This window comes from Rhodothermaceae bacterium (assembly GCA_009838195.1).
In the GTDB taxonomy this organism is placed as follows: Bacteria; Bacteroidota; Rhodothermia; order Rhodothermales; family Bin80; genus Bin80.
This window is the reverse complement of sequence record VXSC01000019.1, coordinates 1-16,037: the sequence shown is the minus strand read 5'-3', so window position 1 is coordinate 16,037 and position 16,037 is coordinate 1. Positions and strand designations below refer to the sequence as shown.

Annotated in this window: 12 protein-coding genes; 6 read left to right on the top strand and 6 right to left on the bottom strand. The window is 49.6% G+C overall.

All coding sequences use genetic code 11. The features are described from left to right. Nucleotides 1-4 precede the first annotated feature (4 nt). From gcvT to purE, 4 genes are all read left to right on the top strand, one after another. On the top strand, nt 5-1,114 hold the full coding sequence (gene gcvT / locus F4Y64_04245; GenBank protein MXX96810.1) for a glycine cleavage system aminomethyltransferase GcvT: 1,110 nt from the start codon (nt 5-7) through the stop codon (nt 1,112-1,114). Between the two features lie 450 nt (nt 1,115-1,564). Continuing rightward, nucleotides 1,565-1,816, top strand: a complete 252-nt coding sequence (locus F4Y64_04240) for an AbrB/MazE/SpoVT family DNA-binding domain-containing protein (protein MXX96809.1) — start codon at nt 1,565-1,567, stop codon at nt 1,814-1,816. 396 nt (nt 1,817-2,212) lie between these two features. Beyond that, nucleotides 2,213-4,621, top strand: coding sequence for a DNA translocase FtsK (locus F4Y64_04235; GenBank protein ID MXX96808.1), 2,409 nt, complete (start codon nt 2,213-2,215; stop codon nt 4,619-4,621). A 9-nt stretch (nt 4,622-4,630) separates the two neighbouring features. Further along, nucleotides 4,631-5,140 (top strand): 5-(carboxyamino)imidazole ribonucleotide mutase, encoded by a 510-nt coding sequence (gene purE, locus F4Y64_04230; protein MXX96807.1) that lies wholly within the window; start codon nt 4,631-4,633, stop codon nt 5,138-5,140. A gap of 82 nt (nt 5,141-5,222) precedes the next feature. Here the strand turns inward: purE and mgtE are convergent, their stop codons facing one another. From mgtE to F4Y64_04210, 4 genes are all read right to left on the bottom strand, one after another. Beyond that, complete coding sequence (mgtE, locus tag F4Y64_04225) at nt 5,223-6,653, bottom strand: magnesium transporter (protein MXX96806.1); 1,431 nt, start codon at nt 6,651-6,653, stop codon at nt 5,223-5,225. Between the two features lie 4 nt (nt 6,654-6,657). Next, entirely contained in the window at nt 6,658-7,449 is a 792-nt protein-coding gene (rsmA, locus tag F4Y64_04220; GenBank protein MXX96805.1) for a ribosomal RNA small subunit methyltransferase A, read from the bottom strand. Nucleotides 7,450-7,463: 14 nt separating this feature from the next. After that, complete coding sequence (locus F4Y64_04215; GenBank protein ID MXX96804.1) at nt 7,464-8,561, bottom strand: VWA domain-containing protein; 1,098 nt, start codon at nt 8,559-8,561, stop codon at nt 7,464-7,466. Nucleotides 8,562-8,746: 185 nt separating this feature from the next. After that, nucleotides 8,747-9,946 (bottom strand): hypothetical protein, encoded by a 1,200-nt coding sequence (locus tag F4Y64_04210; protein ID MXX96803.1) that lies wholly within the window; start codon nt 9,944-9,946, stop codon nt 8,747-8,749. A gap of 231 nt (nt 9,947-10,177) precedes the next feature. Between F4Y64_04210 and ispG the strand changes: the two genes are divergently transcribed. Next, a complete protein-coding gene (ispG, locus tag F4Y64_04205) occupies nt 10,178-11,269 on the top strand; it encodes a flavodoxin-dependent (E)-4-hydroxy-3-methylbut-2-enyl-diphosphate synthase (protein ID MXX96802.1) in 1,092 nt (363 codons plus the stop codon). A 56-nt stretch (nt 11,270-11,325) separates the two neighbouring features. Here the strand turns inward: ispG and F4Y64_04200 are convergent, their stop codons facing one another. After that, nucleotides 11,326-11,967, bottom strand: a complete 642-nt coding sequence (locus F4Y64_04200; GenBank protein ID MXX96801.1) for a rhomboid family intramembrane serine protease — start codon at nt 11,965-11,967, stop codon at nt 11,326-11,328. 290 nt (nt 11,968-12,257) lie between these two features. Here F4Y64_04200 and F4Y64_04195 point away from each other — a divergent pair, with 290 nt between their 5' ends. Further along, nucleotides 12,258-14,570, top strand: coding sequence for a penicillin-binding protein (locus tag F4Y64_04195; GenBank protein ID MXX96800.1), 2,313 nt, complete (start codon nt 12,258-12,260; stop codon nt 14,568-14,570). 165 nt (nt 14,571-14,735) lie between these two features. On the opposite strand, the gene F4Y64_04190 is transcribed toward F4Y64_04195, so the two are convergent. Further along, nucleotides 14,736-16,013 (bottom strand): sulfatase-like hydrolase/transferase, encoded by a 1,278-nt coding sequence (locus F4Y64_04190; GenBank protein ID MXX96799.1) that lies wholly within the window; start codon nt 16,011-16,013, stop codon nt 14,736-14,738. Nucleotides 16,014-16,037: the final 24 nt, after the last annotated feature.

Below are 16,037 nucleotides of genomic sequence, written 5' to 3'. Positions count from 1 at the left end.
ATCCATGATTCTGACCACCCCACTCGACGAAACCCATGTTGCCCTGGGGGCACGTATGGTTGACTTTGCAGGTTACCGTATGCCGCTGCAATACACCAGTATTCTGCAAGAGCATATGGCGGTTCGAGAATCTGCCGGGCTTTTCGATGTGAGCCATATGGGCGAAATCTTTGCGATGGGGCCGAATGCGAAGGAGTTCGTGCAGCAATTGATCACTAATGATATTTCCCGGATTGATATCGGGCAGGCCGTCTATACTTTGATGTGCAACGAAACCGGTGGTATCCTTGATGATCTTCTCGTATACAGAGTGAATACGGAGGCATTTATGCTCGTGGTCAATGCCGCCAACACAGCGAAGGATTTTGAATGGATGCAGGCAAATAATCCTATGAAAGCAGATCTGTACGATGTGTCCGAGCAAATGGCCCTGTTAGCACTACAGGGGCCCAGCTCCTTGGACATAGCGACCAAACTTGTTGGAGATGAGATTCAGCAGTTGCAAAGCTATCGTTTCCTAAAGCCTTCTCCAGGAGATTTCATGGGGTTCAACAAAGTGATTATCTCCCGAACAGGTTATACCGGAGATATCGGCCTTGAATTTTATGTGGAATCCGAAAATGCCTGTGCCCTTTGGGATGCAATCATGGAAGCAGGCAAGGATCACGACCTCCGTCCGGCAGGGCTTGGAGCCCGGGATACACTCCGAATGGAGGCGGGATTTTGTCTCTACGGAAATGATCTGTCTGAAACGACGAATCCTTACGAGGCGCGACTGGGCTGGGTTACCAAATTGAATAAAGAGAAGTTTATCGGGCAGGAGGCGCTGAAGGAGATCAAGGCCAACGGCCCCAAGCGCAAGCTGATTGGACTCATCATGAACGAACGGGGGATCCCTCGACCAGGCTACCAAGTTGTCGCTTCATCCGGTGAACCGATTGGGGTAGTAACCAGTGGATCTCAATCCCCTACTCTTGGCTGTGGCATTGCGTTCGCGTATGTACAAAATACCCCCGGATTCACGACACCGGGCCATGAGTTAGGGGTTCGTGTTCGATCTCGAACATTATCTGCATCCGTACATCCATTCCCTTTTTACCGTAAATCGGCGTAACTAGTGTCTATCCATGGATACCCCATGCCGTGGACTTTCCGAGGAAATTCGAGACACCAACCGAATAGATGTCCGATCAGTTTGGATACCTATGGGCTGATCCTGATTCCTGTTGCATAGACCTTTTCGATGGCGTCCATTAGCAATCCCAGAAATTCTCTTACCCACTCAACCCGCAAGCTGGTCTCACCCACTCATCAATCCAAAGACCGTGTGGCCTCCGGCACAAGTCCTGAGCTGGATCGTATTCCAATCACACTGGATTCTCGGAGGATACTGTCATGCTATAAAAACATGACAAAGAAGCCGTTTAAACGGACTAAACCCATGGACCAGATTCTGAAATCCATCAAAACCTACTATACGTAAGTTAATGACACACTATACCAGAGAATATTTCAGATTCAGTCTCCTAGACCTCTATTGTCATTATCACAAGTTAGTAGGGCCATGATCACTACGACTGTCTCATCAGATGGCCAGGTTATCCTGCCGACAGAAATATTGATCGCCTTGGGGCTCAGACCCGGTGACCGCGTCAATTTCATTAGGATGGAAAACGGGAATTATGCGATACTCCCTAGGATACATTCGGTTAAGAACCTGAATGGTGTATTGCGGCGGGCAGCTCAAAAATCTGTTTCGCTTGAGGAAATGGATCAAGCGATTGCTAAGGGCGCGGCAGGCAATGATAGGTCCTGATACACTCGTGGATCTTCGCAATATGGTGGTGATCTATCGTCGGTTTCTCAGGTAACAGAAACAGAGATCTATCGAATTCTCCAGAGCAGCTTCCGTAGAAACCGTTCAAGCCAAAAAGCCTTATAACTTTAGGAATACTGCGCCGACTATCTGATTTTGCGATGATTTTGCCCATGCAAGCCCGGAGATTACAACCTTATCCCAGAGACGAGAAGATTCTTCCCCTGATCTTACGATTTTTCAGATCCCACTCAAATCATCTTAGAACCTGTTACTCTAACCGAGAGAGTCTAAAATCTACCCCAAGTATATTTCGCCTGCAATGATCATCTTCCAGCAAGAAATCGCTATTTTAGCGCAATCGCCTAAGCCAATGAATCACCCTGCTGCTCTTTAATGGCTACTCCCAAGACTAACCGGAGACGGAGTGATGTAACTCCACCTAAACCCAAAGCCGGTCCTCGCATTGGACGCAAAAAAGAGGTTCTAGGTATACTCATTTTACTCGTAGGAATCCTCCTCGGAGCCAGCGGGGTCACCTATTCGGCATCAGACAATGCCCTGATTCAAGGCAAATCCTTCCTCGAGTTACTTTTTCCTGTCGAAACGATACCCCTCAATAACGCTGTCGGTCCGATCGGTGCGTGGCTCGCATATGTGATCGTTCCTTCGTTCTTTGGATATGTTTCCCTGCTGCTGATTCTTCTCGTATTCTTCTACGGCTATCTGATCTTGAGGAAACGTCCCTTGGGAAGTCTCGTGCTTCCGACCATACATTTGATTTGGATGGTCGGTCTTCTGGGCACCCTTCTTGGGCGTATCCATCTATCAGATCCGGACCTTGGTTTGGAAATATGGGCAGGTCAATATGGCCATTTAGCAGCCAGCTGGTTGAACAGTGTTCTGGGCTGGCTGGGATCGTGGATCATTCTCGGTGCCTTCCTAATCATTGGAGTGCTGCTGGTGATTGATCAGGATATTCAGCACTGGCTGGATCGTGCGGAACGACTTTGGAAAGCTATTCCAAAAGCTATTCGTGAGCACAGGCAAAAAGATAAGACAACACCGAAGACCGGGGAATCAGAAAAAGCCCGCCTGCGATCCACCTTGGAGAGTCTAGATAAGAAAATCCAATCTTCAACTGAATCCTCCCCAGATAATCAGGAGAGCGACTCGGAGCCTGTCGAAGACCCTAATGCCACACCGCAACAACTATCCACAGAAGAGAATGCCGAACTGGAGTTGAGTGTTACCGGACAGATCACAGAGCGGGCAGGACACAGTTCTCGGCCTCGACGCACGAAAATAGAGGGGGGACACAAGTATAAATTCCCCCATTTCGGTCTTCTGGATGCACCTTTGCAAACTGAGCAAGAGATTGATTACGATGAACTAGAGGAGAATAAGACGAAGCTCGTTGAAAAGCTCGCCCGCTACAAGATTGAAATTATTGCCGTAAATGCTAAAGTGGGACCTACGGTCACGCTTTATGAACTCACCCCCGCACCGGGTGTGAAGGTGAGCCGAATTAAGTCACTAGAAGACGACCTAGCAATGGTCATGGCTGCGCAGGGGATTCGGATGATTATCCCTATCCCGGGGAAATCTGCGGTGGGCGTCGAAATTCCCAATAGCCGCCGGGAACTCGTACGGGTCCAGTCCGTGCTGAATACAACTCGTTTCCAAGAGTCAGAGATGGAGTTGCCTGTCGTTCTAGGTAAGACCATTGAAGGTGAGATTTTTATAGAGGACCTGGCAACAATGCCGCACCTTCTGATTGCGGGAGCTACTGGGTCTGGAAAATCTGTTGGCCTGAATACCCTGATTACTGGCCTTTTATATGCATGCGATCCATCCGACTTGAAATTTGTCATGGTGGATCCAAAAAAGATTGAACTTCAGCAGTACAAAGGGCTTGAGCGACATTTCCTTGCTATTCCAGAGGATGGAACCGAAGCGATCATTACTGAAATTTCAGATGCCCTCGATATCCTTCGAGCCTGTGAGCGTGAAATGAGTATCCGCTATGACCTCCTGAAAGAAGCTAGGGTCCGTGGAGTCAAGGATTACAATATCCGTCTCGCCGAAGGGGAGCTTGATGTGAACGATGGACATAAACACCTCCCCTACATTATCATCATTATTGATGAGTTGGCTGACCTTATGATGACAGCGGGTAAGGATGTTGAGGCTCCCATTGCAAGGTTGGCACAGATGGCCCGCGCCGTGGGGATCCACCTGATCCTTGCAACGCAGCGCCCTTCTGTTGATGTGATTACCGGTCTCATAAAGGCAAACTTTCCCGCAAGGCTTGCATTCCAGGTCGCCTCCAAGGTTGACGCACGTACCATCCTTGATCAAAACGGGGCAGAACAGCTGGTTGGCAACGGGGACATGTTGTATATGAAAGGCAGTAAAGTTCTGCGATTGCAAGGCCCCTTTGTTTCGGTCAAAGAAATTGACCGCCTCATGCACTACATCCAGCAACAGCCAGGGCCAGGCCCCTATCAACTGCCGAAAGTTGAGGACGAACCTCTTTTGTCCTCCTCAGATCAATCATCTGGAAATGGGGCCACGGATGAGCTCTTTGAAGAAGCAGCAAGAATCATTGTGCGTAACCAACAAGGCTCCGTGTCGCTGATTCAACGTAAACTGTCTATTGGCTATACGCGGGCTGCCCGTATTATTGATCAACTTGAACAGGCTGGAATCGTTGGATCCTTTGCCGGGGGCAAAGCCCGCGAGGTACTTGTGCCCGACGAAGTCACGCTTGAAAAAATTTTCCGAACTAATCTACTTTCTTAAACCATTGTCATGTCCTCTATAACCTCCCCTCTGGTAGGGATCTTGATGGGAAGTGATTCTGATCTTCCCGTCATGCGTAAAGCAACAGATATTCTGGAATCATTCGACATCCCCTTCGAAATACGTGTAATGAGTGCCCATCGCACACCTGATCGTGCGCACGAATATGCAACGACCGCACATACCCGTGGAATCAAGGTATTGATTGCCGGTGCAGGTGTAGCGGCCCATCTTGCGGGAGTTCTCGCTGCCAATACGCCCCTGCCCGTACTTGGTGTTCCGATTAATTCGGGTGCACTCAAGGGACTTGATGCCCTCCTGGCTACCGTCCAGATGCCAAGTGGAATCCCCGTGGCCGCCCTTGCGATTGACGGCTCAAAAAATGCAGCTCTCCTGGCCGTTCAGATCCTTGCCACTTCGAATGCCACACTTCAAAAGCGTTTTCTCGACTATAAGGCAGCGATGCTTGACGAGGTGAGTGCCAAAGACCAGCGAGTTCAGGAATTGATCTTCGGTTAATTCCACCTGCTTTGTGAGCTTAGCACCACGGATTCGAAACGGGCCGAGAGCCAGATTCCTCAAAGCGTGAGAAGGCTCTGGGTCATATGAACGGCAGATAAAGAACTGCTGCCAACATAAAGAACACCAAGAGCCCGATTATATCATTACTTGTGGTAATAAAGGGGCCTGTGGCCAGGGCTGGATCAACTCCGATCCGGTCCAGCATCAGCGGAATTGTTGCCCCAATGACCGCTGCAAGAATGACCACGACAAAAAGCGATAACCCTGCCGTTGCAGCCAGACGCCAGGGGTCCGGAGCTTGAATAACGAAAGATGGCCACATACTTGCCATCCAGCCAAATACAACTAACACTGCCACGATCATAACCGCGGCCAAGGCCAGTCCATTGGCTATGGCTACATAGACTTCTTTGCCCATGCGCCGGAGCATATTGACCGACCATACTTCTCCCGACGCCAATCCCTGAACAATGATTGCTGAACTTTGAATGCCAGCATTTCCCGCCATAGCCATCACGACAGGAATGAATGCCGCGAGCACCGAAGCACGCCGAATATTTTCTTCATATACGCCAATGACGCTCCCTGCAAATACGGCCCCAACCATACCTAACAGTAGCCAAGGCAGGCGACCACGGGTGATGCTGAACACGGTATCTGTTCGATCTTCATCGCCAGTGATGCCACTAAGCCGCAGATAATCTTCTTCAGCCTCCTCACGAATGACATCAACCGCATCATCAATCGTTACGTGCCCTATCAAGCGCTGATTATCGTCTACGACCGCTAAGGAAACCAGATCATACCTTTCCATTATCCTAACGACTTCTTCCTGATCGACCTCTGCTGTCACGTAACGAATATCTGTTCGCATCACATCACCAATCACCGCATCCGACGGGGATAATAACAGACGACGAATCGTCACGAATCCTTTTAGTTTTCTTGCCTCGTCAATCACGAAAACTACGTACAGGTCCTGCGTATTCTCCGCATTCCGGCGGATTTCTTCCGTAGCCTCTGCAACGGTCCAATTTGCTAGAACTGAAACAACTTCGGTGGCCATGATACCACCTGCTGTCTCCTCTCCGTATTCGAGAAGCCCCTTGACGGACTCACGATCCTCTAAAACCCGGAGAACCCTCTGACGTACAGTTTCATCCAAGTTGCTAAGAACATCCGCCGCATCGTCGGATTCCAATTCATTGAGAAGGGCGGTAATGCGCTCAGTCGAAACCTCCGAGAGTAGATCTGCACAAAACGCCTCATCCAACTCCGCCAGCACGTTTGCACCTGTTATGGTTGGGAGCGCAAGAGTGAGAGATGCCGCATGATCGCGCCCTAGCTCCGTAACGAGTCGTGCGATATCGGCTGGGTGCAGTTGCTGCAACAAATCTAGTGCAGCCGCAAAATCATTTTCCTCAAGCCGCAACTCTACTTCCTGGGCGATTACCTCGTCCAGCTCTCTGGGAGCTGAATTTTCATTTAATCTGGCACTGAGAGTAGACATTCAATTACTGGTTGTCTAAAGAATCTCGAATGATTTGCGAACGATCTTGAAAATAACGTGCAAGCATCACATAATCAGCAGGGGACAATTCTTCTGCGCGACACCGCCTCCAGCGATCCGGGATATCAGCAGCCCACTTCTGAAGACTATTTCGAAGTACCTTCCGCCGCATCCCAAACCCTGCACGAACCACCGCATGCAGTAGCCCCGAGTCTACATCCGGGGCTTCTACCCCTTCAAAATCAAGCCGAATTACCACGCTCTCCACAGCTGGCTTGGGTTCAAATACATTGCGGCTGACCTTGAATAATATACTCGGACGGGCATATAGCTGCGCAAATACGCTTGGAATTCCATACGCCTTGGTGCGGGGCTGTGCCACGATTCGTTCAGCGACCTCTCTTTGAACCATCAAAACCGCCTGACTCATGACATCATACGCAGCCAATAGCCCGAATAGAATGGGACTGGTAATGTTGTAGGGCAAGTTGCCGATGATGTGTAACGGTAGATCACCGAGACTCCGCCAATCCATTTCAAGTACATCCGCCTGCCGCATATTTAAGTCTGGATAACATTCACGAAGATGTGTGACTGCCCGTGAATCTACTTCAATCGCTTCAAAATTTTCAAAGCGTCCATGTAGAAGCCCCGTCAGAGCACCGACACCTGGACCAATCTCCACTACATGTGCATCCGCTGGTGCTTCCAGCGCTCCAACAATACGACGGGCAGTATTGGGATCGTTCAGGAAATGCTGCCCTAGGCTCTTTTTGGGTGGAATCGGCGATTTCACAATACTCAGTTCTCCTAATGCAGATACTTGCGCCGGTTGCGCACATAATCTTCAAACAGAAACTCTCCCAGATTATCTAGGTCTGCATAGTATGCCCGTCCATGGTTTGCATCCGTGAGCTGACGGACAAATCCCTGCAGGTATGGATCTCTTGCAATCATAAAGGTTGTAATCGTGATTCCCTCCCGGCGGCAAATGACGGCCTCATCCAGCACCTTGTTCACAATTTTGCGATCCAATCCGAATACATTCTTGTAAAGCTTTCCCCGTTCAAAATGACAACTCGGCTTCCCATCGGTAATCATGAATATCTGCTTATTCCGGTTTTTTCGTCGGCGGAGAATTTCGCGTGCACGGCGAAGCCCGGCGTGCGTATTCGTGTGATAAGGTCCCACCTGCAGGTACGGTAAATCCTTGATGGATACCTCCCATGCATCATCTCCAAATGCAACGATATCCAGCGTATCCTTTGCATAGCGGCGCAGGATCAGTTCTGCTAAAGCCATTGCCGTTTTACGGGCAGGAGTAATGCGATCCTCTCCATACAGGATCATCGAGTGGCTCAGGTCAATCATCAGCACTGTCGACTGATTCGACTGATGATCGGTCTCGTGAACTGCATAATCTTCTTCCAGTAACGACCAGTCGTCAATCCCACCACGCCGATACGAGTTTGAGAGTGTATCCGTCACATTCAAAAGATGTGGATCATCCCCAAACCGCCAAGGTCTTGTTTCGGGTAAACGCTCGTCCCCAATACCCTCGTATGGGGTCCGATGTTGGCCTTTACCAGCTTTGCGGAGTTGCCGGAAAATCTCCTCTAGGGAACGATCCCGCAGACTGCGTTCAGTCTTAGCCGTTAATTGTAGGGATCCCTGCCCGTCCTCTCGAAGATACCCCCTTGATTTAAGCTCTTCGATAAAGTCCCCAATCCCGGATTGTGAATCGGTAAGATTATAGCGTTGATCCAGTTGTGTGAGCCAGTTCAGTGCTTCTGTGGCATCGCCAGCTGTAAACTGAAGCAGTTGCTGAAAAAGATCAAACAGTTGTTCAAACGTAGTGGGCTTTCCACCATGTTTTACTTCATCCCACTGTACGTATTTGTAGGGAATCATGCTTCAAGCCACTTCACTAAGGATTACCTGCAACCAAATCCTCCGGCATCCACTCTGACATTCGGCTCCTTCCTGTGGTTCCCCAGACATCTTTCTTGTATGTACGTCGCGTTGTTAAGCGGTAGCCTACTCAATCAATATCTACCTCTGAAAAAACCAAACTTCATTTCGATACGACCCATCTAGAAAGGTCTCGAGAGGCGGTGCAGTTGAACGGTTTCAGCACCGGATTCGGACTCGCCAAGCAAAAGTACGTAGTCCTCACCAAATTCATCAGGCGAACCGGGAAGTGTCGCCATATGACAAACGAACTCCCCATCCCCATTAAATGCGAGCCATCCACCATCTTCTCCAGGTCGGTTGTATTTCCGTACCCAAATCCAGCCATCACGGCCTACCTCAACCCTGGATAAGGCTGGGAAAAAATCTGCTACCGGGCGATCCCGGCTCACCATATCATCGTCGCTTTCACCCCACCGTGAAGGGTCTCGGGCATTCCGATAATTCTGACGCGAAGCACGGATATCATTACGCTTCACCTCCCGAGGTGGATCAATCCAGCGAATAATCGTCTTCAGATTGAGATTACTATCCAGAATCTGCACCTCCGGCTTGCTCCCGTGTGCCAGCGCAATGGTTTCTCCTCTGGCGTCAACCATTGCCCATGAAGAGAATAGAGGAGACACCATAAAGAGCGCCCCTTCGCGAAGCGGGCGAGCAGGTCGATTGGGCATTCTGACTAGACTTCCTTTAAGCGTGCCTCTGGGATCGTGAACCTCGACGATCAATGTATCGTCAACCGTGAAATCTGCCCCCCTGACGCCCTTACGAATCGTATTTACCGTAAATCCATTATCAAGCACCCCTCCACCAGCACTGGAAGGATTCAGGTATTCCGGCTCGAGGCTTACCTGTCGAATGAAATCACCTTTGGATGTGAATAATTTGTAGCGCCATGGACGGTAATCCCCGACCCAGATTGTATCTCCTTCGGCGACCCATAGAATGAACGGATTCTTGAATTCACCAGGCCCATTCCCACGTCTTCCCATAGACCTAAGATGCTGACCGGCCTCATCAAAGATGCGAATTTCAGCAGATGTGCGATCAGCTACAGCGATCGATCCATCCGAAAGACGCCCTGTACCACGGATAGAGGAGAATATCTGATATTCATCTTCTTCGTTATCCCCAATAACAAGAATCGGTTCATCACTGACCGTACAGGTTGCAGTTGAATTCGCAGGATCACTGGTTTTGATCTGAACCTTCGAGCTGTCAATATTCACTGCTTTGAATGAATCTTGCTGAGCATAGGCACTGAAGGGTAAAACAATCACGATAAGGAGGACTCTCTGTAGCAGACTGCCCGATGTTGTCATCTATCAATGCAAATTTGTGGATGTGGTGGGGCGTGTATGACGCGTGAATTAAAATAGAGTTGCACAATACTGTCTCTACAAAGCTATATTTAGGGATTAGTTAGCTTACAAATAATCTGACTCTACTCGAACTCCTGCAAGACTATCAGGATATGCTCAGGGATCATTCTTGTTGTGAGCACAAATGCCCTGTGTTAACCGTAAAAGTATTCGTCACAAGTGTAATCTTGAATGCAACGACCCAGAAGAGATTCTCGCCCTGTACAGGTAGGACCGGTCCAGATTGGTGGTCATGCACCGATTGCGGTGCAGTCCATGACCGTATCCAAGACTCATAAAGTTGAAGAAACCCTTCATGAGATCGCCCAACTGGCAGAAGCCGGGGCCGATATCGTTCGTGTTGCTGTACCACGACCAGAAGATGCTGATGCACTTCGTGACATCGTACAGGGATCCACTGTCCCTATCGTAGCCGATATTCACTTTAATCATACCTACGCCTTGAAGGCGATTGAAGCGGGGGTTGCAAAAGTCAGAATCAACCCGGGCAATATTGGGAAGCAAGAATGGGAACGTGAAGTTCTTCTAGCAGCCAAGGAGGCGGGCCTACCAATTCGTATCGGTGTAAACAGCGGCTCACTAGAGCGTGACATTCTTGATAAATATGGCTACCCCCAACCAGAAGCGCTCCTGGAGAGTGCTCTGCGCCACGTTGAAATTTGTTCACGGCACGGGTTCGAGGACATTGTAATCTCTGTGAAACACTCCGATGTTTTCTTTATGATCCAAGCCTACCGGCTTCTTGCGGAACGAACCGACTTTCCCCTTCACCTGGGAGTCACGGAATCTGGTTCATTCAAGGTGGGTACCATCAAGAGTTCGATTGGGATTGGTGCATTATTGGCAGACGGTATCGGGGATACGATCCGTGTCTCACTGGCAACTGATTCCGTCAAGGAAGTCGAAACTGCCCATACGATCCTCAAATCACTCCGAATTGGACGTCCTGGGGTAAACATTATCGCATGTCCCACCTGTGGTCGGCTGAATGGAGACCTGTTCTCTATTGTTGAGGAAGTTGAAACGGCCGTGAATGCCCGCAAATTCGAAAAGGATGTGACAGTAGCATTGATGGGATGCGCTGTGAATGGCCCCGGAGAAGCACAGGGAGCGGACCTTGGCATTTCACTCGGCCGCGGACGAGCACACCTGTTTAAGCAAGGCAAGGTCGTTGGCACAGTACCAGAATCCAAGATCGTAGACACGGTCCTAGAAGCGATTGAAGCATGGGAGCCTGAAGAGGATGCCCAATCTACGACCTAGAGGTTTCGCGAACTGCCCTTAGCATCCGTACTTGCCTCGTACGCCCTCACGCCGTATCAATAGTAATCATCTGACTTTCCCGACCTAAAAGGGAGTCCACCGTGCCAATAGGTGATCAATAAGAACCCTGTGGCCATCCCGGCCAAGTGGGCCCAATTTGCCACTCCTGGCTGCGTGCCGGACGTTGCAAGAAAGAATTCCAAAACACCATATCCGATCACAAAGAATTTGGCTTTCATGGGAATTGGCGGGAAAATCAACATGATGCGCTGCTCCGGGAACATCAGCCCGAATGCTAGAAGGATTCCAAATACTCCGCCGGATGCGCCGATGGTGACATAGTTCATTCCCGTAGCGGCAGCGACCGCAAGCTGCGCAAGAGCAGCTCCAATTACACAAACTCCGTAGTAAATCAAAAAACGTCGGGATCCCCATGTATTCTCAATTTGCGCACCGAACATCCAGAGCGCAAACATATTGAAGAAGAGGTGTCCCCATCCACCATGCAGAAAACTATAGCTCACTAGCTGATGGACCTGAAACCCAGAGGATAATGGCCACAATCCAAACCATAAAACCAACGGCTCATAAGCAATTAGCTGACTAAGGAACACGAGCCCGTTAATGATGAGAAGGTTTTTTATGATCGGGGGGAATGCTCCAAATCCTCCAAAACCACCATATGAGTAATAAGACATCCGTAACAGCTTATCAATACCGGGTTATAGCCTACAGAATGCATTTTAGTTGCGTGAATTTCGATTCCGCCAAGAAAGTACTCCCACATCTGGATCCTTGCGCCATCCCTGTCACTGCAGCACAAAATGCTGAGTACGAAATATCTTGGAACATCGTTAGTAGAATAGCTAATCAATCCTCTGGGCTGACCGAGACTTTGGTAAGCAGCTCAAATGATCCTGCTGCTGGTGATTGGTATCAATCACGTTTAGTCCTGTATGCTTCGCTCTGGATGTGTTAATCTTCCTCAATGCCAAAAGAAAAACAAAAACGGCTCTCACCGATCGCGAGATACAGGAACCTGCTACTTCGCATTTTCCGCAAACAGGATGCGGCGCATGCTGCATTTATCCTGAGTATTCCAACCCTGCTAGTGATTCTCGGCGCGCTCTTTTTGTTGACATACATGTGGATCCTGTCATGGAATACACCCTCTCTGCGGGAAATTGAGAACCCTGAACTATCCTATGCCAGCGTAGCCTATACAGCAGATGGTATTGAGTTGGCCCGATTTGGGCGCCAAAACCGGACCTGGGTTCCGTTTGACTCCATCTCTATTTATGCACGTCAAGCATTGATCGCAACGGAAGATCATCGATTCTATAACCATTGGGGAGTCAATCTATTTCGTACAGCTTCTGCCGCTACCCAATCCTTGCTTGGCGAACTCGGACTTCCTTTTGAGCGCCAGGGTGGTTCCACCATCACACAACAACTAGCACGTAATATCTACAATGAGCAGATTGGATTTGAAGTCAGTGTGACCCGAAAGTTAAAAGAGATGGTCACCGCAGTACGTCTGGAGCAGCTCTACTCAAAAGATGAGATCGCTGAGATGTATTTGAATACCGTCCCATTTCTCTATAATGCCTATGGGATTGAAGCTGCCGCACGGACCTATTTCAATAAAGCTGCATCCGACCTGGATATACTTGAAAGTGCAACCCTGATTGGACTTCTTAAGGGGACCTACCGCTATGACCCCCTGCGAAATCCCGAGCGATCCAGAATCCGTCGCAATACCGTACTGCAACGAATGATCACGCAAGACTGGCTGGATAGGGATTCCTATGAGATGCTGAGAGATTCCTTGACCACTACCAGCCTCCGAACCGCAGATGTGACGCAAAGCATTGCACCTTATTTTGCTGAACAAGTACGTCAACAGGTCTCAGAATGGGGAGATGAAGAGGGCATCGACATCTATAGTAGCAGACTGAGAATTGAGACCACTCTTGATTCCAGGTTACAATCACTTGCTCGCTCTGCCGTTACGGGAACACTGGACGGTTTGCAGGCAGTGGTAAACTGTGAATGGAGTGCTGCCTCCAGCCCTCGAATGCGATATGGAGAGGATATTTCCAAATACGTGACGGACCCTTGCCACACAGATCCTGATAACCACTGGGCGTGGTTTTGGCGAAGTAATCCATCAGTTCTGAATGCCTATATCCAGGAATCTACGAGGTACCAAAACCTTCTGAGGGAAGGCAAAAACGGGTCGGAGGCATTACAGGAACTCAAAAGTGATCCCGCATTTATTGACTCGCTCAAAGTGACAAAAAGCCGACTGGAAAACGGCTTCGTTGCAATGGACCCGACAAACGGATACATCAAAGCATGGGTCGGTGGCCGGGACCTTTCAACGGATTGGTACGACCATGTGGGTGTTGCAAAGAGACAGCCCGGCTCGGTATTTAAACCCTTTACTTATGCATTCGCAATTGATGCTAACTACTCGCCGGACAAAATGTATCTCGATTCTGTATTTCAATATCTGGATGAATTTACAGGGGATATTTGGAGCCCGCAGAATTTTGGAGACGAGACCAGCGGTGAATGGATGACGATGCGAGAGGGGCTGGCCCGCTCTATGAACACTGTCACTGCACAGGTAATCCACGATGTCAACCCACTGAATGTGGCCAACCTTGCAAGAAACATGGGAATCCGGAGTGAGCTGGACGCTGTTCCGTCCCTGGCATTGGGAACAAGCGAGGTCACACTTCTTGAATCTGTTACTGCCTACAGTACCTTTGCCAATCGGGGAATCCAGACGGACCCTGTAATGATTACCAGAATCGTGAACGAAGAGACTGGCAGGGTTGTCTATGACTATCAACAGGACTCATTACGCACGCATCCGCGCGAGGTCCTTTCAGAGGAAAAGACCGCCATCGTGATTGACATGCTGCGGGATGTGATCAATAAACCCTATGGTACCGGAATTCGTATCCGAAGCAGCTATAACCTGTATGGTTATGATTTCGCGGGAAAAACTGGAACAACACAGGAAGGGGCTGACGGCTGGTTTATCATCATGCACCCAGAACTGGTTACTGGTGCATGGGTTGGCTTCAATGATCAGCGCATGCGTTTTCGCTCCTCATATTGGGGACAGGGTGCACACAATGCCCTATTTGTCGTGGGAGAATTCCTTCAGAGCGTTTCCGAGAATGAAGAACTCAGACTCAGCGTCAACAATACCTTCCCCTCCCCGCTATTGAACAATCAAATCTCTCCGGGTGATCGTCAAAATCCAAGGACCCGCGTGACCTGGTAACTCAATACTTTCTTCCTTATTCCTGCAGATGATGTATCATTGACCAGGATCAAGCAAGAACCAATCTTTGGTACCAGTATCATATGGCAGCTCATCACCTTGGAGCTTGATCGGCAGCGGAAAAACTGTATCTCCTGGAGGCCGCCTGAATAGTTTCTGAGCTCCCTACAATTCTACGACACGTTCCAGTTGCAAAAGCCGAACATCAGCGACCGCCTTCCCAGGGATGCTGATTGCCTGCAAAACAAGCGACTCTTGCCCGGCTTCAAGGGAGATGGATCCTAGTACCAACGGGCGAAAATCTTTGACGTACGACTCAATTCTCTGCACACGATCTTCCTTCATACCGTATTCAGCCGGATCGTGTGCCTCCACAATCGTAGCTTGCAGCGAAGCGTCGCCAAAGCTCAAGTCAATTTGAGCGCCTTCATTCCCGACTGCTGTTGTATAGTACAGTGTCGCTTTGTATTCCCCGGTAGTCAGAACATCCGCCTCCCACAGAATGGAATCCTGCGTACTCGTCCAGTTGGTTAGGAAGCTGTCGTTCGGATACCGATTGGAGCGTTTGATCCCTTCCGATGCCGTCGCATCCCGGGCAGGGAGCCAGGTAATTCTTTCATCTTCGGAGCCAATAGTAAAAGGGTGCTTCCGGTAAGCTTCGGGGACTACCTCACGAATCCAACGTGCTCTTGCTTCTTCCAGAGAATCTGCTAATTCAGGGTACTCCGAAGCCAAATCCACACGCTGCTCTCGATCATTCACCATGTCGAAGAGCCCTCCCGAATGCCCCAAACGATAGGTCTGGGTCCTTACACTCGTGCGTCCTCTCCAGTGAGAAAAAATGAGCCGCTCTGGCATAGACTCTATCTCCCCTCGTAGTAACGGAGCCAAGCTGACTCCATCCAGTAGGTAATTGGTGTTGAGATCAATATTGCTGAACTCAGCCAGGGTTGGCATCAGATCAATAGCAGCTGTAATATCGGTAATCACAGTACCCTCAGCAATCACACCGGGCCATTGCATCAGAAGTGGTGAGCGAACACCTCCTTCATCCGTAGATCCCTTCCTGCCTTTCATGTCGGCATTCCATCGTGGACCATTCGGGCCATTGTCCGAAAAATAGAGCACAATGGTCTCTTCCGTGAGGGATAAATTGTCCAGAAGCGTTAAGACCCTGCCGACGTTCCAATCAATGTTGAGCATCATCGCGAGAGCTGCACGTGTATGGAGAGTATCCTCCTGTTCCGGGAATCGGGGATCTTGCCGGAGCTCCAACACCTGATTCCACCACTCATCGGGCACCTGCATGGGGGAATGTGGCGTGTTATAGGACAAAAAAACAAGAAATGGAGACCCCGCATGCGCATGCATAAACTCCATTGCAGACTCCGTCAGATCATCCGGCAAGTATCCACTTCCCTGGTATAGTAGGACGGCCGTCAGATAAGGCTACGGGGCGCTATGTAT

What these genes read in the sequence shown, in the direction of transcription:
- purE (MXX96807.1), top strand. Translation starts at nt 4,631, where the DNA reads ATGTCCTCTATAACCTCCCCTCTGGTAGGGATCTTGATGGGAAGTGAT.
- F4Y64_04195 (MXX96800.1), top strand. Translation starts at nt 12,258, where the DNA reads ATGCCAAAAGAAAAACAAAAACGGCTCTCACCGATCGCGAGATACAGG.
- F4Y64_04240 (MXX96809.1), top strand. Translation starts at nt 1,565, where the DNA reads ATGATCACTACGACTGTCTCATCAGATGGCCAGGTTATCCTGCCGACA.
- mgtE (MXX96806.1), bottom strand. Translation starts at nt 6,653, where the DNA reads ATGTCTACTCTCAGTGCCAGATTAAATGAAAATTCAGCTCCCAGAGAG.
- F4Y64_04235 (MXX96808.1), top strand. Translation starts at nt 2,213, where the DNA reads ATGGCTACTCCCAAGACTAACCGGAGACGGAGTGATGTAACTCCACCT.
- ispG (MXX96802.1), top strand. Translation starts at nt 10,178, where the DNA reads ATGCAACGACCCAGAAGAGATTCTCGCCCTGTACAGGTAGGACCGGTC.
- gcvT (MXX96810.1), top strand. Translation starts at nt 5, where the DNA reads ATGATTCTGACCACCCCACTCGACGAAACCCATGTTGCCCTGGGGGCA.
- F4Y64_04200 (MXX96801.1), bottom strand. Translation starts at nt 11,967, where the DNA reads ATGTCTTATTACTCATATGGTGGTTTTGGAGGATTTGGAGCATTCCCC.
- F4Y64_04210 (MXX96803.1), bottom strand. Translation starts at nt 9,946, where the DNA reads ATGACAACATCGGGCAGTCTGCTACAGAGAGTCCTCCTTATCGTGATT.